Origin of the sequence: Pseudomonas sp. NPDC089428, from assembly GCF_044749325.1 — a bacterium.
Classification (GTDB): domain Bacteria; phylum Pseudomonadota; class Gammaproteobacteria; order Pseudomonadales; family Pseudomonadaceae; genus Aquipseudomonas.
This window is the reverse complement of sequence record NZ_JBIVHT010000003.1, coordinates 409,733-427,371: the sequence shown is the minus strand read 5'-3', so window position 1 is coordinate 427,371 and position 17,639 is coordinate 409,733. Positions and strand designations below refer to the sequence as shown.

The 17,639-nt window shown below is 63.8% G+C and carries 16 protein-coding genes; 5 read left to right on the top strand and 11 right to left on the bottom strand.

Translation table 11 applies throughout. The features are described from left to right. Positions 1–89: 89 nt before the first annotated feature. Genes ACIPZ5_RS08305 through ACIPZ5_RS08290 form a run of 4 tightly spaced genes read right to left on the bottom strand, consistent with a single transcriptional unit; the run spans position 90 to position 3,306 of the window. Entirely contained in the window at positions 90–1,538 is a 1,449-nt protein-coding gene (locus tag ACIPZ5_RS08305) for a M48 family metallopeptidase (RefSeq protein ID WP_400807727.1), read from the bottom strand. Then, positions 1,535–2,200, bottom strand: a complete 666-nt coding sequence (locus ACIPZ5_RS08300; RefSeq protein WP_400807724.1) for a hypothetical protein — start codon at positions 2,198–2,200, stop codon at positions 1,535–1,537. The genes ACIPZ5_RS08305 and ACIPZ5_RS08300 overlap by 4 nt, the downstream gene beginning before the upstream one ends. Further along, on the bottom strand, positions 2,193–2,852 hold the full coding sequence (locus tag ACIPZ5_RS08295; RefSeq protein WP_261942863.1) for a hypothetical protein: 660 nt from the start codon (positions 2,850–2,852) through the stop codon (positions 2,193–2,195). Before ACIPZ5_RS08295 ends, ACIPZ5_RS08300 begins: the two co-directional genes overlap by 8 nt. A gap of 19 nt (positions 2,853–2,871) precedes the next feature. Beyond that, positions 2,872–3,306 carry a hypothetical protein gene (locus ACIPZ5_RS08290; protein WP_261942862.1) on the bottom strand — a complete coding sequence of 145 codons (435 nt, stop codon included), beginning with the start codon at positions 3,304–3,306 and terminating at the stop codon, positions 2,872–2,874. Positions 3,307–3,481: 175 nt separating this feature from the next. On the opposite strand from ACIPZ5_RS08290, the gene ACIPZ5_RS08285 reads away from it, so the two are divergent. Continuing rightward, a complete protein-coding gene (locus tag ACIPZ5_RS08285) occupies positions 3,482–4,426 on the top strand; it encodes a helix-turn-helix transcriptional regulator (protein WP_400807720.1) in 945 nt (314 codons plus the stop codon). 65 nt (positions 4,427–4,491) lie between these two features. Here ACIPZ5_RS08285 and guaA read toward each other — a convergent pair whose 3' ends face one another. The 4 genes from guaA to ACIPZ5_RS08265 all read right to left on the bottom strand — a co-directional run bounded on the left by guaA (position 4,492) and on the right by ACIPZ5_RS08265 (position 9,064). Further along, positions 4,492–6,069 (bottom strand): glutamine-hydrolyzing GMP synthase, encoded by a 1,578-nt coding sequence (gene guaA / locus ACIPZ5_RS08280; RefSeq protein WP_027920146.1) that lies wholly within the window; start codon positions 6,067–6,069, stop codon positions 4,492–4,494. Between the two features lie 79 nt (positions 6,070–6,148). Continuing rightward, positions 6,149–7,618 (bottom strand): IMP dehydrogenase, encoded by a 1,470-nt coding sequence (gene guaB, locus ACIPZ5_RS08275; RefSeq protein ID WP_016713074.1) that lies wholly within the window; start codon positions 7,616–7,618, stop codon positions 6,149–6,151. 86 nt (positions 7,619–7,704) lie between these two features. Then, on the bottom strand, positions 7,705–8,262 hold the full coding sequence (locus tag ACIPZ5_RS08270) for a sugar ABC transporter ATPase (RefSeq protein WP_400807717.1): 558 nt from the start codon (positions 8,260–8,262) through the stop codon (positions 7,705–7,707). Between the two features lie 46 nt (positions 8,263–8,308). Beyond that, complete coding sequence (locus ACIPZ5_RS08265; RefSeq protein WP_400807714.1) at positions 8,309–9,064, bottom strand: TSUP family transporter; 756 nt, start codon at positions 9,062–9,064, stop codon at positions 8,309–8,311. Between the two features lie 97 nt (positions 9,065–9,161). Between ACIPZ5_RS08265 and ACIPZ5_RS08260 the strand changes: the two genes are divergently transcribed. The 4 genes from ACIPZ5_RS08260 (at position 9,162) to leuA (ending at position 14,442) form a co-directional block, all read left to right on the top strand. Next, complete coding sequence (locus tag ACIPZ5_RS08260) at positions 9,162–10,040, top strand: LysR family transcriptional regulator (protein WP_400807711.1); 879 nt, start codon at positions 9,162–9,164, stop codon at positions 10,038–10,040. Positions 10,041–10,142: 102 nt separating this feature from the next. Further along, positions 10,143–11,522 carry an exodeoxyribonuclease VII large subunit gene (gene xseA / locus ACIPZ5_RS08255; protein ID WP_313713688.1) on the top strand — a complete coding sequence of 460 codons (1,380 nt, stop codon included), beginning with the start codon at positions 10,143–10,145 and terminating at the stop codon, positions 11,520–11,522. 3 nt (positions 11,523–11,525) lie between these two features. Continuing rightward, positions 11,526–12,353, top strand: a complete 828-nt coding sequence (locus ACIPZ5_RS08250) for a peptidoglycan DD-metalloendopeptidase family protein (RefSeq protein WP_343598453.1) — start codon at positions 11,526–11,528, stop codon at positions 12,351–12,353. A gap of 415 nt (positions 12,354–12,768) precedes the next feature. Next, the gene (gene leuA, locus ACIPZ5_RS08245; RefSeq protein WP_313713686.1) at positions 12,769–14,442 is read left to right on the top strand and encodes a 2-isopropylmalate synthase; all 1,674 of its coding nucleotides are present in this window, start codon (positions 12,769–12,771) and stop codon (positions 14,440–14,442) included. Positions 14,443–14,680: 238 nt separating this feature from the next. Here the strand turns inward: leuA and ACIPZ5_RS08240 are convergent, their stop codons facing one another. The 3 genes from ACIPZ5_RS08240 to zwf are packed head-to-tail and all read right to left on the bottom strand — an operon-like array spanning position 14,681 to position 17,548. After that, on the bottom strand, positions 14,681–15,361 hold the full coding sequence (locus ACIPZ5_RS08240; RefSeq protein ID WP_261942854.1) for a bifunctional 4-hydroxy-2-oxoglutarate aldolase/2-dehydro-3-deoxy-phosphogluconate aldolase: 681 nt from the start codon (positions 15,359–15,361) through the stop codon (positions 14,681–14,683). A gap of 17 nt (positions 15,362–15,378) precedes the next feature. After that, positions 15,379–16,092: a 6-phosphogluconolactonase gene (gene pgl, locus ACIPZ5_RS08235; RefSeq protein ID WP_400807708.1), complete on the bottom strand. Its 714-nt coding sequence runs from the start codon at positions 16,090–16,092 to the stop codon at positions 15,379–15,381. Beyond that, on the bottom strand, positions 16,079–17,548 hold the full coding sequence (zwf, locus tag ACIPZ5_RS08230; protein ID WP_400807706.1) for a glucose-6-phosphate dehydrogenase: 1,470 nt from the start codon (positions 17,546–17,548) through the stop codon (positions 16,079–16,081). Before zwf ends, pgl begins: the two co-directional genes overlap by 14 nt. Positions 17,549–17,639 lie beyond the last annotated feature (91 nt).

Here is a 17,639-nt window from a genome sequence, read left to right as displayed (position 1 = left end):
CGGTGCGGGTACCTCGCGTTCTGCGCAATCAAGCTGCCAGCACGGCTGGCGATGAAGGGCGAATACGATACACCTGCAAATGGGAAATATTAAGTGAAGTCTGTCCATACCTTGGCTGCAGGAGCCCCGCAGAGCTGGTTGAACCACTGCCGGTCATGGCCAGAGGGTTCGCGCATGGCGGCCTGCACCAGCACCGCGTCAAGCATCACGTCCAGATTATCGAGGCGCGCGGCGATGGGTGGGTGCGTGTCGAAGGGATGGGGCATTGTCAGCCCGAGCACTTCCTCGCCCAGGTGCAACGGCACCTGCTGCAGGTACCGGGTCAGCGCTGCAAGCAGCCCTTCGCCACCGCGTTCGAGCAGCAATGCATCGACGACCCTGCCCAAGGCAATTGCCCGCAGCAGCGCCTGAACGAACAGCTTCGGGCCATGCACTTCGGCCCCGGCCCGATCCGCCAACAATTCCTGCGCGCGCCCCCAGTGATGCACCGCGATCTGGAAGTGATGCAGGAACTGCCCGGCCATCCACACCACTGGCCGGGCTACCCAGTCCACCGCCCGCTCGGCGTCGACAATGGCCGAGAACTGTGCGCACATCAAGCTGAAGCGCGCATTGATTTCACTGCCCTGCTCCGTATCTCGGCTGCGGAAATGGCCAAGTTCATGACCAATGAGCGCGGCGGCCTCTTGCTGGCTCAAGACGCTGAGACACGGCAATGACAGGTACAAGGTTCGTCCGCTGAGCGCCGACTGGCCAGGCTGCAGCACAATCGGCACGCTGGTGACGAAAAAGCCTTGGTCGATCCCGACCACGATGTGGTCCGGCACCGGTGCCTGCAGGTGCGCTGCCAGGCCTTCGACCCATTGCCACAGCGCCGCAGCCTCTTGCCGTTCAAGCTCACGGCCGAGAAAACCAGCGTTTGACGCCCCCATGCGCGGCCACTGCTGGCACATTCGCCAGAGGGTACGCAGGCAGACGACCAGCACTGACGCCAGCGGCAGTACCACGACCAACGCGGTCAAGCCGCCCTGCGCTGCGTGGCTCAAGCCGGCGCTGGTTTCATAGAGCAATAACAGGCACAGTGAGCCTGCGAGCATGCCCATGTAGGCGCTCAGCCAACGCACCAGCACCCGCCAGCTGGCCGTCATGCACTGATGCAGGTAGTGCGCCGAGCGCAAGGCGCGCCAGGCGTCGACCCTGAGCCTGAGCCAGGCGCCAATGCTGGCGACCAGAGCGCCCAGTGCCAACCAGCCGCCGAGGCAGGCCATGGACTTGCGCACGCTCAACCACTGACGGTCGCTGTCGAGTTCGTCCAACTGCCGCTGCAGCACCTCACGCGTGTCGACGCGCCCGGCAAATTGCTTGCGTGCAGCCCAAGGCAGTGCCTGCAGCAGGGTATCGCTGGGTGCCGCCAGCCATTGCCGGGTGATCCGTGCCTGCTCTTGCGCCGTCTCCGCCCGCCAGTGCTGCACAGTGGCCCAGCCGAACAGCGCCAGCGGCAACAGCAGCATGACCAGGCCCCACCCCAGGCGCTTCATGTTGCCGATACGCCCAGCCGTGCCACGCCCGGAAACAACTGTGCCAGGGTGTGCCTGGCCTGCGCGGCTTGCAGGTAGGCATAGAGCATGTCCACCAGTTCCTGCAGGTCAAGGCGACGCCCGTTCACTACCGGCGTGCACAGCCACAAACGCACGCGCAAGCCACCGGCCACAGTGATCGCGTCAGGCGAGGCCAGCCCTTTGAAACTGGCCGGAAGCAGCGCGGGCGCGAGGCTGGACGCCGCCATCGTGAAAATCAGGCGGGTGCTGAAATAACCCTGCTGGACCTCGAAGCCGTCGAACGCATGCAGAGGTGTCGGTGCCTGGGCATTGGCAAAGCACAAGGTATCGGGTGTCACGCTCAATACCCGCTTGCCCTGCCGGCGGTACAGCGCGGCGGAGCAGGCCAGAGCGGCCAGCCCCACAGCGAGCAGGCCAAGGCCGCAGCCCGAAAGCAGCCACAGCGCGCCACTGCTGGCCTGAGCGCCGAACAGCAACGCCAGCCAGACCAGCCAGGCGCCCAGGCCGCAGAGCAACAGGCCGGTTATTGCGCAAGCCAGCGCTTTGCCGAACGAACGCTCCAGCAGTTCGAAGCTGTCGTGGGGACCGTCGGCCTGTGCCTGCAGGTACGCCAGATGCGCTTCGCGCTCGGCATTATCCATCTGCCTGCATCAGTTCCAGTTGCCGCTGCGCGTGGGCCGCATCGCGGTAGGCCGCCAGCATTGCGAGCACTTCCTCGTTGTCCAGCTTGCGACCATTGCAGGCCAGGCCGGCGGACATGATACGGATCTGCGGTCGTGGTTTTTTCAGTGCCATTGCCTGGTTACCGAAGAACTGCAGCTTGACCACACGATGCTTCGGCAGCGCGGCTTCGCTGCTCATTTCCAGCGTCTGCACCATGACCAGGCCTTCATCCTTGACCGCGATGTCCTCGACTTCGGCCATATCAACCGGAGCGTCCAGCGTATCGACGAACAACTGCCGACGTGTCAGGCGCATGAATACCTGGGTGCCAGCGTTGCGGTGCTGCCAGGTCACCGCAGCAGCAATGCAGACGATGAAGACACCCGCTGCGACCGCTCCCATGCGTTGCAAATTGAAGGTGACGCCCAGAAGAATCAGGGCGCCCACCAGGATTATCGGCCCCCAGACCTTGTAACGGCGGGAATTGGTGAACTCGCTTTGCGGCGGTACGCGCTCGATCACCTGCTTGAGCTCGGCGATTACCCGGTCGCGCTGGGCTGCACGGGATTGGTCATAGGCTTCGCCAAGCGAGCCGGAAAGCTCGGACAGCGGATCGGTAGGTTCAACCATGGTCAGTCGTTCTCCCTGCTCATTGCTGCTTGGCCAGGTAATCGGTCAGGAATGCCTGGGCATTACCTTGACGCGACAGCCCCTCGGAATAGCCAACCTGCACCGGTTGCGGCTCACCGGGCAGGTACAATTCACCGCCCCAGCCGCTTTGAACGACCAGTACCACGAACTTCTTGCCGTCCACCGTCGTCGAGTAACGGGTGTCCTTTGTGGTCTTCTCCACCTGCATCTTCTGGATGCGCATGTCCCAGTCGTGATCAACCCCTTCGATCTGAACCAGTGCTTCATTGGCGGCGCGCTCGCCAATGCGCAGCGTCCACACTTTGACGCCCTCTGTCCCCATGTAGGCGACAACCTGCTCGGCCACATCCGGCCGTTGTTCTGCGTGGGCCTGGCCCAGCCAGAAGATGAGCGAGGCCACCAGCAAGGCAACCCATTTGCGATAAGCGAACATCTTTTCCATCCTGATGCGAAACGATCGACCATTGAAAACAGCACCGCCGGCACTGCCAACCCCCATGGCCGGTTCGCACAAAAGATGGCCCGTCGCGCACAATGGCTGTTGCCGAAAATGTGCGCGCGTTACCATTTGTGCTCATGCCGCCGCCGACCAAGGATGCTTAGCGCTCATGCCATCGACCAGCCCCTACCTGGACACCGACTTCTCCTTCGACAGCCCGGGGTCGCTCGCCGAAGCCGGCGTGCTGGACAGCCGCAAGGCACGGATAATGGGTAGCGCAACCGGGCACTATCGGGCGCAGACGGTACACACAGGGTTGCAGTACTTCGATTGCAACCTGCAGTTCCCGGAGCCGCTGAAGATCGACAAGGTGCTGCCGCAGAGCCTGTGCATCGTGCAACTGTTCGATGGCGCCTGGCAGCACAAGGTCGATGGCACACTGAACCGTTACACGCCAGGCCAGCTGCACCTGCTAGGCCTCGGCGAGAGCCTGGAGGCGCAGGACCAGTTGCCTGCCGATAGCCATGCGCGCATGGCGGGCGTGCGTATTGCCGGTGACTACCTGCATGAGCTGGCCCGGGACGAAGCGCAGCTGATACCCCTGCTGGCCTTGACGGCAGACGGCATGCGTTTCGATCAGTTGCCGCACTGCCCGGCAGTAAGCCGCCTGCTGCAGCAGCTGTATCTGTCACCTTATACCGGCGGGCTCAGGCGCCTGCATTGCGAAAGCCTGAGCCTGGCCATCGTATTGGAGCTGGCCCGCCACCTGATCGGTCCTGCGCAAGCCACGAGCAGGCCGGATCGCGGGCTACGCGACCTGGCCATCGAAGCGCGCCGCCTGCTCGATGCGCAACTGAGCGCTCCGCCAACCGCCGCCAGCCTGGCGCGCCAACTGGGCGTGGGCGAGACCACTTTGCGCCGTGCTTTCCGCGAAGAATTTGGCCGGCCTATCCTGCAGTACGTGCGGCAACAACGCCTGGAACTGGCCCGCAGCCTACTGCTGGAGCGGCGCTGGCAGGTCTCGCAGGTGGCCTACCATGTCGGCTATGCCAACCCCGCCAACTTCTGCCATGCCTACAAGGCCTATTTCGGCCACCCTCCGGGCAGCGAATAGGTTTTCCTCGCGCAAATGAAAAGGGCCTGCAATGCAGGCCCTTCTCGTTCAGCGGCGGGTAGGGATCATTCCCACTCGATAGTCGCTGGCGGCTTGCTCGACACGTCGTAGGTGACGCGGGAGATACCGTCGATTTCGTTGATGATACGGCCGCTGACGGTTTCCAGCAGCTCGTACGGCAGGTGTGCCCAACGCGCGGTCATGAAGTCCACGGTCTCGACGGCACGCAGGGCCACGACCCAGGCGTAGCGACGGCCGTCGCCAACGACGCCAACCGACTTGACCGGCTGGAACACCACGAATGCCTGGCTGGTCTTGTGGTACCAGTCGGCCTTGCGCAGCTCTTCGATGAAGATGTGGTCGGCACGACGCAGGATGTCGGCGTATTCCTTCTTCACTTCACCGAGGATACGCACGCCCAGGCCCGGGCCCGGGAACGGGTGGCGGTAGACCATGTCGTACGGCAGGCCCAGCTCCAGGCCGATCTTGCGTACTTCGTCCTTGAACAGTTCACGCAGTGGCTCGACCAGCTTGAGGTTCATTTCCTCCGGCAGGCCACCGACGTTGTGGTGAGACTTGATCACGTGGGCCTTGCCGCTCTTGGCGCCAGCCGACTCGATCACGTCCGGGTAGATGGTTCCCTGGGCGAGGAACTGGATGTTCTCCAGCTTGCTGGCTTCGGCATCGAACACGTCGATGAAGGTGCGGCCGATGATCTTGCGCTTCTTCTCTGGGTCGGCTTCGCCTTCCAGGTTGTCGAGGAACTGCTTTTCAGCGTCGGCGCGGATCACCTTGACGCCCATGTTCTCCTTGAACATGGCCATCACCTGGTCGCCTTCGTGCAGGCGCAGCAGGCCGTTGTCGACGAACACGCAGGTCAGCTGGTCGCCGATGGCGCGGTGCAGCAGTGCGGCAACCACGGAGCTGTCGACGCCGCCGGACAGGCCCAGCAGGACGTTGGCCGAACCGACTTGCTCACGCACCTGGGCGATGGCGTCTTCGACGATGTTGGACGGGGTCCACAGGGCTTCACAGCCGCAGATGTCCTGCACGAAGCGGGACAGGATGCGACCGCCCTGCTTGGTGTGGGTCACTTCCGGGTGGAACTGCACGCCGTAGTAGCCGCGCGAATCGTCGAACATGCCGGCGATCGGGCAGCTCGGGGTGCTGGCCAGCACGTGGAAGTTGCCCGGCATCTGGGTGACCTTGTCGCCGTGGCTCATCCACACGTCCAGGCCCAGCACGCCGTCGTCGTCGACGTGGTCTTCGATGCCATCGAGCAGGCGGCTCTTGCCGACCACGTCGACACGGGCATAACCGAACTCACGCAGGTCGGAACCTTCGACCTTGCCGCCCATCTGCTCGGCCATGGTCTGCATGCCGTAGCAGATGCCCAGCACTGGCACGTTCAGGTCGAACACGGCCTGCGGGGCGCGCGGGCTGTTGGCTTCGTGGACCGACTCGGGGCCGCCGGCGAGGATGATGCCGCGCGGGTTGAATTCGCGGATCGCTTCATCGTCCATGTCGAACGGGTGCAGCTCGCAGTACACGCCGATTTCGCGCACGCGGCGGGCGATCAGCTGGGTGTACTGGGAACCGAAATCGAGGATCAGGATGCGGTGAGCGTGAATGTCGAGGGCCATGACTCAATCTCGTCAGTGGAAATCGGAAACGACGCGGGGCTGTCGTGACAGCCCCGCTTTTATGTTGTAGCTGGAAGCCTCAACCTACGCGGTAGTTAGGGGCTTCTTTGGTGATCTGCACGTCATGCACGTGGGACTCGGCCATGCCGGCACCGGTGATGCGCACGAATTCCGGCTTGGTGCGCATCTCTTCGATGGTTGCGCTGCCGGTGTAGCCCATGGACGAACGCAGGCCGCCCATCAGCTGGTGGATGATTGCGGCCAGGGCGCCCTTGTAAGGAACGCGGCCTTCGATGCCTTCCGGTACCAGCTTCTCGGCGCCGGCCGAGGAGTCCTGGAAGTAACGGTCGGACGATCCTTGCGCCTGTGCCATGGCACCCAGCGAGCCCATGCCGCGGTAGGCCTTGTAGGAACGGCCCTGGAACAGTTCGACTTCGCCCGGTGCTTCTTCGGTACCGGCGAACATCGAACCCATCATCACGCAGGAAGCACCGGCAACGATGGCCTTGGACAGGTCACCGGAGAAGCGGATACCGCCGTCGGCGATCAACGGCACACCAGTACCTTCCAGTGCAGCGGCGACGTTGGCGATGGCGCTGATCTGCGGTACGCCGACACCGGCTACGATACGGGTGGTGCAGATCGAGCCTGGGCCGATACCGACCTTGACGGCGTCGGCGCCGGCTTCAGCCAGAGCCTTGGCAGCAGCGCCGGTGGCGATGTTGCCGCCGATCACCTGCACTTGCGGGTAGGTTTCCTTGACCCAGCGAACGCGGTCGATCACACCTTTGGAGTGACCGTGGGCGGTGTCGACGACAACCACGTCAACGCCAGCGGCAACCAGGGCGGCAACGCGCTCGCCGGTGTCCTTGCCGGTGCCGACCGCAGCGCCGACGCGCAGGCGACCCTGGTCGTCCTTGCTGGCCAGCGGGTAGGCCTTGGCCTTTTCGATGTCCTTGACGGTCATCATGCCCTTGAGGTTGAACTTGTCGTCAACGATCAGGACCTTTTCCAGGCGGTGCTTGTGCAGCAGCTCGCGCACTTCGTTCTTGTCGGCGCCTTCACGGACGGTGACCAGACGCTCTTTCGGCGTCATCACGTCGCGGACCTTGGCATCCAGACGGGTTTCGAAGCGCACGTCACGGGAGGTGACGATGCCGACCAGGTCGCCGTTCGCCAGCACTGGAACGCCAGAGATGTTGTTCAGGCGGGTCAGGTCGAACAGGTCGCGCACAGTGGCGTCGGCGTCGATGGTGATCGGGTCCTTGACCACGCCAGCCTCGAACTTCTTGACCTTGCGCACTTCGCCGGCCTGCTGTTCGATGGTCATGTTCTTGTGGATGATGCCGATACCGCCTTCCTGGGCCATCGCGATGGCCAGGCGCGCTTCGGTCACGGTATCCATGGCAGCGGAAACCAGCGGAATGTTCAGCTCGATGCCACGAGTCAAACGGGTCTTGAGACTGACTTCATTGGGCAGTACCTCGGAGTAGCCAGGTACAAGGAGGATATCGTCGAAGGTCAGGGCTTCTTGGCTGATACGCAGCATCGCGGGGGCTCCCGGGCGGGAAAAATGGAAGCGCGCCATTATACTCATGCACGGCGCGCCGCTCAATGCAAAATAAGGGCCTTCGGTCAGCCTTGTGGCAGTTTTACCTGCACCACCGCCACTGGCTGGTCGAGCCAGTCGGCGAAGCTGTCGAGAAAGGCCTGGGTAAACCCGGCCTCGCCCCAGTTGTTGAAGATGAATCCAAGGTTGGAAAAGGCACATGGCTGCAGGTAAATGAAGCCATTGATGTCGTCTTCATGGCCGCACAGCGGGCAGGTGAAGTTGTCGCTCACCGCCGGCATCCACTCTTCCAGGCTCTCGAACAGCGGCTCGCCTACCTCGCGCCGGCACTCCGGGCAGCCGGCCTCCTCGAGAAAACCTTCGGTCGGCGTGTAGATGCAGCGCTTGAGCATCACTTCCAGGCCGTTGACCTGCTCGCCGAATGGCAATTTCTCAGGGTGCAGGGCCATCTTGCGCGCGCCCTCGGCCAAGGCGTGGCCCATGCGGTTGCCGGTGCGCCCGCAGGTGGTCAGTTGTTCTTCGACGATTTTCTCGCGCACCAGCCAGCGCAGGATGGCCCGCGAACGGGCTTCATGCGAGGGGACGGTGGACAGCTTGGGGACGATGATGCTCTGGGTGTTCATGGGCGAAGCGGGCCTGCGGACTGCGGTAATCCTGTAATTCTACAGCTCAGCCGCTCAGGTAGCGACCGATCAGCGCCAGGCCGCTGGCCAGCACCAGCCAGGTGACCAGGCGCACGAAGGCTTCGCGCGACAGCTTCAGGGTCAGCCGGCGGCCAACCCAGAGGCCGATGAACATTACCGGCAGCAGGCAACCGGCCAGCAGCAACAGGCGGGTATCGGCATATACACCTGCAAGCAGGAACAGCGACAGGCGCACGATGGTGCTGCAGCTGATAAGGGCGCTCTGGGTCGCACGAACCTGCTCTTTCACGTCGAGGCGTGCGCTCAGGTAGATCGCATAAAGGAAACCGCCGCTGCCGAACAAGGCACCGAACAGCCCGCCAATCGTGCCCATCGGCACTGCCCAGAGGCCCGACAAGCTGGCTGGTCGCACGCTCACCGCCAGGCCGTAGATCGCGTAGGCCGTGACGAACAGGCCCATCAGCAGCAACAGCAGGTCGGACTTCAGGTGCAGCAGGAACACCACGCCCAGGGCGCAGCCCAGCGCCATGCACGGCAACAGCCGCAGCAGCTCGCCGCGTACCACGTCGCGGCGTGACGGCAACAGGTTGCCGAAGGCGGCGACGAAGTCCAGCAACACCAGCAGCGGGATGATCCGCGACAGGGGCATGAAATGGATCAGTACCGGGCCGGCCACCAGCGCGGTGCCGAAACCGGCGATGCCGAAGACGATGTAGGCAGCGCCGACACCGAGCAGGATGGGCAGCCAGTCAAGGCCGGAAAACGACAGCTGGGCGAGCATGGCAGCAGTTCCTGGGAAGACAGGCAAAGGTTAGCCAGCCATAAGCCATGCCGACTAATATGCCTTTAGCCCCCTACCCATCTCGAAAAGGCATGACATGACGTCGATCCGCCAGTTGCGTTACTTCGTGGAAATCGCCGAATGCGGCAGCTTCAGCGCTGCCGCCGAACGGCTGTACATCGCCCAGTCGGCGCTGAGCCGGCAGATCAAGGAGCTGGAGCAGCAACTGGGCACACCACTGTTCGAGCGCACCGCGCGCCTGCCGCGCCTGACGCTGGCCGGCCAGGCCTTCCTGGAGCGCGCGCGGCGCTTGCTGGCCGACCTGGCCCAGGCTGAGCGGGTGACCCGCGACATTGGCGAAGGGCTACAAGGCAGCCTGCGCCTGAACCACTCCAGCACGGTACCGCTGACCGGCCCGCTGCTGGCTCGCCTGGGCGGCTATCTGCGGGGCAACCCGGGGATTGCGCTGGAGATCGCCCAGCAGTCGTCGGAGGCGCAGTTGGAGGATATCGCCGCCGGGCGGCTGGATATTGGCCTGTTGCGCTTGCCGGTGCTGCGCCAGCATGAAGGCGTGGTGCTGCACGAGCTGTTCAGCGAACCGTTGCTGCTGGCAGTCGCCGCAGGGCATCCGCTGGCCGATGCTGCGCAGGTGCGGCTGGAGCAACTGCGGGAACAGCGCTTTGTTTCCATCCCGCACCGCGACCGTGGGGGGTTGAGTTACCTGTCGGCTTCGTTGTGCATGGGGGCGGGGTTTTTCCCTCGGGCAGCGCAGGTGCTGTCGCGCAAGACCACACAGTTGCAGCTGATCCAGGCCGGGTTCGGGGTAGCGTTGTTGCCGGCGTGCATGCGTGAAATTGCCCCGGCGTCGGTCAGCTTCGTGGCGCTGGAAGGGGCATGCGAGAGTACAGTGGCGCTGGCCTGCCGGCGCGATGCGGGACAGATGGTGCACCAGTTCGTGGCGGCGATGCAGGGTTGACGGCACCGGCCATGAATGAATGCGCTCCGGCAGTGACCGCGATATGCCCGAAGACAGGGGCAAGACAGACAACCGGGGCCGATGTCCTTTATGATGCCCGCCATGATCAGAGACCCTTTCGAACGACTCGGCCTGGACCGCGAGGTCCTCACCGTCAGCCAGCTCAACGGCCGCGCCCGCGTGCTGCTGGAAGACGTGTTCCGCAGCGTCTGGGTGGAAGGCGAGATTTCCAACCTCGCCCGCCCGGCCTCCGGCCACATGTACTTCACCCTCAAGGACAGCGGCGCCCAGGTGCGTTGCGCGCTGTTCCGGCAGAACGCCACCCGCGTGCGCCAGGCCCTGCGTGACGGCCTGGCGGTGCGCGTGCGCGGCAAGGTCTCGCTGTTCGAAGGGCGTGGTGACTACCAGTTGATCCTCGACACGGTCGAGCCGGCCGGTGATGGCGCCCTGCGCCTGGCCTTCGAGGCGCTGAAGGAAAAGCTCGGCGCCGAGGGGCTGTTCAGCGCCGAGCGCAAGAAGCCGCTGCCGGCGCATCCGCAACGCATCGGCATCATCACCTCGCCCACTGGCGCGGTGATCCGTGACATCATCAGCGTGTTCCGCCGCCGCGCGCCACAGGTCGAGCTGAACCTGATTCCCACCGCCGTGCAGGGCCGCGAGGCGATCAACCAGATCGTCCGCGCCTTGCAGCAGGCTGACCGGCTGGGCTTCGACGCGCTGATCCTGGCCCGTGGTGGTGGCTCGCTGGAAGACCTCTGGTGCTTCAACGAAGAAGCCGTGGCACGTGCCGTGGCTGCCTGCGTGACGCCGATCGTCAGTGCCGTGGGCCACGAGACCGATGTGTCGATCAGTGACTTCGTCGCCGACGTGCGCGCACCTACACCCTCGGCTGCCGCCGAACTGCTGGCTCCCGACAACAGCGGCCTGCAGCAGCGCCTCGACGGCCTGCAGCGGCGCCTGCTGCTGCGCATGCAGAACCGCCTGACCCACGACCGCCTGCGCCTGGAGTCGCTAACCCGCCGCCTGCGCCACCCCGGCGAGCGCCTGCGCCAGCAGGCGCAACGCCTGGACGACCTGGACATGCGCCTGCGCCGGGCGTTCATGCTCAACCTCAACCAGCGCCGTGAGCGCCTGGCGCGCCTCGATACACGCCTGGCCGCGCAGCACCCGGGGCGCACGTTGAAACTGCTGGGCCAGCGCCTGGACAGCCTCGCCGAGCGCCTGCCAAGGGCCATGCGCGAGGTGCTCAAGGACCGCCGCCAGCGCTTCCAGGCACAACTGCAAACGCTGCAAGTGGTCAGCCCCCTGGCGACCCTGGCGCGTGGCTACAGCATCCTCCTCGACGAGCATGGCCAGGCCATCCGCAGTGCCGAACAGACCCGCAATGGCCAACGCCTGACCGCCCGCCTGAACCAGGGTGAGCTGCAGGTACGCGTCGAAGACAATCACCTGACCCCGGTCACCCTCTCTTTACTGGACTGACACATGCCCCGCCTGTTCGCGCCCCTGCTCGCCCTTTCCCTCATGCTGCTGGCCGCAGGCGCCCAGGCCAGCTACATCACCCGCACCCTGAACAAGCCCGTGCCGGGTGGCGTGGCGGTGGTCGACCTCGGCCCGGCAGCCAATGCGCCGAGCGCGCGCTTCGATGGCAAGCCGGTGCTGGTGGTCAAGGAACAGGACAACTGGCTGGCCATCGTCGGCATCCCGCTGACCCAGAAGCCCGGCACCGCCGTACTGACCCAGGGCGGCCGCAGCCTGCCCTTCAACGTCGGCAGCAAGAAATACCCGGAACAGCACATCACCTTGAAGAACACCCGCCAGGTCAACCCCAACCCGGACGACCTCAAGCGCATCGACCGTGAGCTAGCCGAGCAGATCAAGGCGTATCGCAGTTTCAGCCCGGTGCTGCCGAGCAACCTGGTCCTCGACAAACCCGTCAGCGGGCCGCTGTCGAGCAAGTTCGGCGTGCGTCGCTTCTTCAATGGCGAGGAGCGCAACCCGCATGCCGGGCTGGACTTCGCGGTGCCGGCCGGGACCCCGATCAAGACGCCGGCCAACGGCAAGGTGATCCTGGTGGGAGATTACTTCTTCAACGGCCGCACGGTGTTCGTCGACCATGGGCAGGGCTTCATCAGCATGTTCTGCCATATGTCGAAGATCGACGTGCAGGTGGGCCAGCAACTGCGCCGGGGCGATGTGGTCGGGCGCGTGGGCTCGACCGGTCGGGCGACCGGGCCGCACATGCACTGGAACGTCAGCCTGAACGATGCCCGGGTCGATCCCGCTATCTTCATCGGCGCGTTCCAGCCCTGAGATCGGCGCCGCCAGCTTCGCGGGCAAGCCCGCTCCCACAGGGGCCGCGAAAACCCTGTGGGAGCGGGTTTACCCGCGAAGAGGTCGGCACACGACACAGCGGTTTTATTCTGTTGCGCCATCGAAAAATACTGCGCAACAATTCAAAAACCCAGCTTGCTTTTTAGCGATAAGATCTCGCCATTCAGCTTTTTTTAAGCATTTCTCTCAATTTTTTTCGAACACTTGCCATCCCCCAACCCACTGGTTAGGGTTGAGGGCATGAAAACCTTCAACACCCTCATCCTGCTCCGACAACATCGCAGCCTCTGCCTGGTCAGCGCCCGACTACCAGGTTGAATCGCGTCGCCTCGCCCCTTCATCTCGTTATTACTCGGCAGGCCCGATCTCGGCCGCACACAAAAGGATTGCTTCCATGACCATGCTCAAAGACCCATCGAAGAAATACCGCGCTTTCCCGACTATCGACCTGCCTGACCGTACCTGGCCGTCGAAGACCATCACTGCGGCACCGATCTGGTGCAGCTCCGACCTGCGTGATGGCAACCAGTCGCTGATCGAGCCGATGGATTCGGAGAAAAAGCTGCGTTTCTGGAAGACCCTGGTGCAGGTTGGCGTGAAAGAAATCGAAGCCTCGTTCCCCTCGGCCTCGCAGACCGACTTCGATTTCGTGCGCATGCTGATCGAAGAGGGCCACATCCCGGACGACACCACCATCCAGGTGCTCACCCAGGCCCGCGAAGACCTGATCGCCCGTACCTTCGAGTCGCTGCGCGGCGCGAAGAAGGCCATTGTCCACCTGTACAACGCCACCAGCCCGTCGTTCCGCCGCATCGTCTTCAACCAGGACAAGCAGGGCGTGAAGGACATCGCGGTGAACGCGGCCAAGCTGTTCGTCAAATACGCCGCCCAGCAGCCAGAAACCCAGTGGACCTTCCAGTACTCGCCAGAAACCTTCAGCGCCACCGAACTGGAGTTCGCCAAGGAAGTCTGTGACGCGGTCATCGAAGTATGGAACCCGACCCCCGAGCACAAGATCATCCTCAACCTGCCAGCCACCGTGGAAGTGTCGACGCCGAACATCTACGCCGACCAGATCGAGTGGTTCTGCCGCAACGTCAGCCGCCGCGACAGCGTGATCATCAGCCTGCACTGCCACAACGACCGCGGCACCGGCATCGCCGCCACCGAGCTGGGCCTGATGGCCGGCGCCGACCGTGCCGAAGGCTGCCTGTTCGGCAACGGCGAACGCACCGGCAACGTCGACCTGGTGACCTTGGCGCTGAACCTCTACACCCAGGGCATCGACCCGCTGCTGGACTTCTCCGACATCGATGGTGTGCGCAAGGTGGTCGAAGAGTGCAACCAGTTGCCGGTGCACCCACGTCACCCGTACGTCGGCGACCTGGTCCACACTGCTTTCTCTGGCTCGCACCAGGACGCCATCCGCAAAGGCTTCGCCAAGCAGCAGGAAGGCGAGCTGTGGGAAGTGCCGTACCTGCCGATCGACCCGGCCGACATCGGCCGCAGCTATGAGGCGGTGATCCGCGTCAACAGCCAGTCGGGCAAAGGCGGCATCACCTACCTGCTCGAGCAGGAATACGGCATCAGCCTGCCACGCCGCATGCAGATCGAATTCAGCCAGGTGGTACAGGGTGAAACCGACCGCCTGGGCCTGGAAATGACCGCCCAGCAGATCTACAGCCTGCTGCACAAGGAATACCTCCAGGCCAACGCCCCGTACGCGCTGGTCAGCCACCGCCTGCAGGAAGAAAACGGCCACAGCGCCGTGGAAGTGGAAGTCGCCGGTGAAGGCGAAACCACTCTGCACTGGCGCGGCAAGGGCAACGGTGCCCTGGAAGCCCTGGTCGCCGGCCTGCCGGTATCGGTCGAGATCATGGACTACAACGAGCACGCCATCGGTGCGGGCACCAACGCCAAAGCGGCGGCCTACATCGAACTGCGCGTGGCCGGCGGTCGCCCGGTACACGGTGTGGGCATCGATGAAAACATCACCACGGCCAGCTTCAAGGCACTGTTCAGCGCGCTGAACCGCTCGCTGAGCCAGCAGGAAGCCAAAGCGGCTTAAGCATCACCGCGATGAATGAAAAGCCCGCATCCTTGGATGCGGGCTTTTTTGTTTTTCTGTGCCGGCCCTTTCGCGGGTGAACCCGCTCCCACAGGGACCACACAGCTTTTGAATACTGTGCAGTACCTGTGGGAGCGGGTTTACCCGCGAAAGGGCCGGCACAGGCAATATACAAATCCAAGGCAAAAAAAAGGGGCGCCGACCAAGCGCCCCATAAGCCGTAAAGCACACAACAAATTCAGTTGGCGTCGAGCAACGCCATAGCCTCGGCGCTGCACGCCTCGATCCGCGCCCAATCGCCGTTCTTGATCCAGCTGCTGTCGAGCATCCAGGTGCCACCCACGCACATCACGTTTGGCAGCGCCATGTAATTGCGCACGTTGGCCGGGTTCACGCCGCCAGTCGGGCAGAAGCGGATATCGCCGAACGGGCCGGCGAACGCCTTGATCGCTGCCACGCCGCCACTGATTTCCGCCGGGAACAGCTTGAAGCGGCGGTAGCCCAGGGCATAACCCATCATGATCTCGGACGGCGTGCTGATGCCCGGCAGCAGCGGGATCTCGCTGTCCACACCCGCTTCCAGGATGTCCTGGGTAATGCCCGGGGTGACGACGAATTGCGCACCGGCGGCTTGCACCGCAGCGAACATGCCGCGGTCGAGCACGGTACCGGCACCCACGCACAACTCCGGGCGCTGCTCACGCAGCACCTGGATGGCCTTCAGGCCATGCTGCGAACGCAAGGTCACTTCCAGGGTGCGGATACCGCCAGCGGCCAGGGCGTCAGCCAATGGCAGGATGTCTTCCTCACGGGCGATGGTGATTACCGGCAGGATGCGCGCCTGTTTGCAGATGGCATCGATCCGGGCGGCTTTATCAGCCATCGAAAGCTTGGGCTGTGGGCGTTCAAGGGTGGTCATGACAGTGGATCCTTGGCTCATGGGCACCAGTAGATGTCCAGGGGGTCGTGAAGAAAGGCGCGAATCGGCATTTCGGAAAGGTCGTTGCCCGCCAGCGCGGCGCGCAGGGTAGCGAGTTTGCCCGGGCCTTGCACGGACAGCGCGATGAATGCCGCGCTGGCCAGCAATGGGCGGGTCATCGACAGGCGCTGGTGCGGCACGCTCGGGGCCAGCATCGGCAGGCAACGGCGCTTGCTGCTCGGGTCCAGCCCTTCGACGAGGTTGGGGCTATCGGGGAACAGCGAGGCGGTATGGCCATCGTCACCCATGCCCAGCACCAGTACGTCGATTGGAGGTAACTCTGCCAACGCCTGATCGGTAATGGCTGCAGCCGCGTCGAGGTTTTCGGCCTGCTGATAGAGCCCGACGAAGCGGGCCTTGGCGGCAGGCCCCTTGAACAAGTGGCGAGCCAGCAACCCGGCATTGCTGTCGGCGTGCTCCACCGGCACCCAGCGCTCGTCGGCCAGGCTGACGGTAATCTTGGTCCAGTCCAACTGTTCGCCGGCCAGCTGCTCGAGGAACGGCACCGGGCTGCGGCCGCCGGACAGCACCACACAGGCCTGGCCCTTGGCAGCAATGGCTGCACGCAGGCGCTCGGCCACGTCGCGGGCCAGAGTTGCGGCCAGTGTCCTGGCATCCGCCAGGTCGTGCACCTGCACGGCCGCCGGCAACTTCAAATCAGATATCGCCATACCACGCCCTCCCATCGCGCGTGATCAATGCAATCGAGCTCATCGGTCCCCAGGAACCCGCCGCGTAAGGCTTGGGCGCATCGCCCGCGTTACGCCAGCCGGCGATCAACTGGTCACACCACTTCCAGGCGTACTCGATCTCGTCCTTGCGCACGAACAGGTTCTGGTTGCCGCGCATCACCTCAAGCAGCAAGCGCTCGTAGGCATCCGGAATCCGCGCACTGCGCCAGGTGTCGGAAAAATTCAGCTGCAGCGGGCCACTGCGCAGCTGCATGCCCTTGTCCAGGCCCTGCTCCTTGGTCATCACCCGCAAGGATATGCCTTCGTCCGGTTGCAGGCGGATGATCAGCTTGTTACCGATCTGCAAACGCTGTTCCGGGGCAAAGATGTAGTGCGGCGTTTCCTTGAAGTGGATGACGATCTGCGACAGCTTCTGTGGCATGCGTTTACCGGTACGCAGGTAGAACGGCACGCCCGACCAGCGCCAGTTGCGAATATCGGCGCGCAGGGCAACGAAGGTTTCGGTGTCGCTCTGGGCGTTGGAATTGTCTTCTTCCAGGTAACCGGGCACTGGCTTGCCGTCGCTGTAGCCGGCGATGTACTGGCCACGCACCACACGGGTGCTCAAGCCTTCGCCGGTGATCGGTGCCAGTGCCTTGAGCACCTTGACCTTCTCGTCACGGATGCTGTCGGCCGACAGATCGCTGGGCGGGTCCATGGCGATCAGGCAGAGCAGCTGCAGCAGGTGGTTCTGGATCATGTCACGCAGCTGGCCGGCCTTGTCGAAGTAGCCCCAGCGGCCCTCGATGCCGACCTTCTCTGCCACGGTGATCTCCACGTGGGAGATGGAATTCTGGTTCCATTGGGTTTCGAACAGGCTGTTGGCAAAGCGCAGGGCGATCAGGTTCTGCACCGTTTCCTTGCCCAGGTAATGGTCGATGCGATAGACCCGGCTCTCCGGGAAGAAGCGCGCCACGGCATCGTTGACCCGCCGCGACGACTCCAGGTCATGGCCGATGGGCTTTTCCAGCACCACCCGGGTGCTCGCGGCCAGGCCAGCCTTGTCGAGGTTTTCGCAGATAGCGCCGTAGACGGCCGCCGCCGTGGCAAAGTAGGCGATCAGCGGCTGGTCGCCGGTCAGTTGTTCGGCCAGGGCCTGGTAGCCCTCGGGCTGCAGGAAATCCAGGTGCTGGTAGCGCAGGCGGCCGAGGAAACGCCCCAGCGCGGCGGGCTCGATGTCAGCCTCGGCCACATGCCGGCGCAGGTGCGCTTCGATGGTGTTCAGGTGATCCTCGGCGCTGCCGGCCTCGCGGGCCAGCGCCAGCAGGCGGGTGTCGGCGTGCAGGAGGTTGGCACGGTCGAGCTGGTAGAGCGCAGGAAACAACTTGCGCAATGCCAGGTCGCCAAGGGCGCCAAACAGGGCAAAGGTGCAAGGTTCGACACTGATCGCAGCCATGATGTTGGTTCTTTCCTAAAGTTGGTCTAGGAATACCGCTTTCACACACGGTTTTCAAGGGATAATGTAGTAAAAACCACAACATTACACA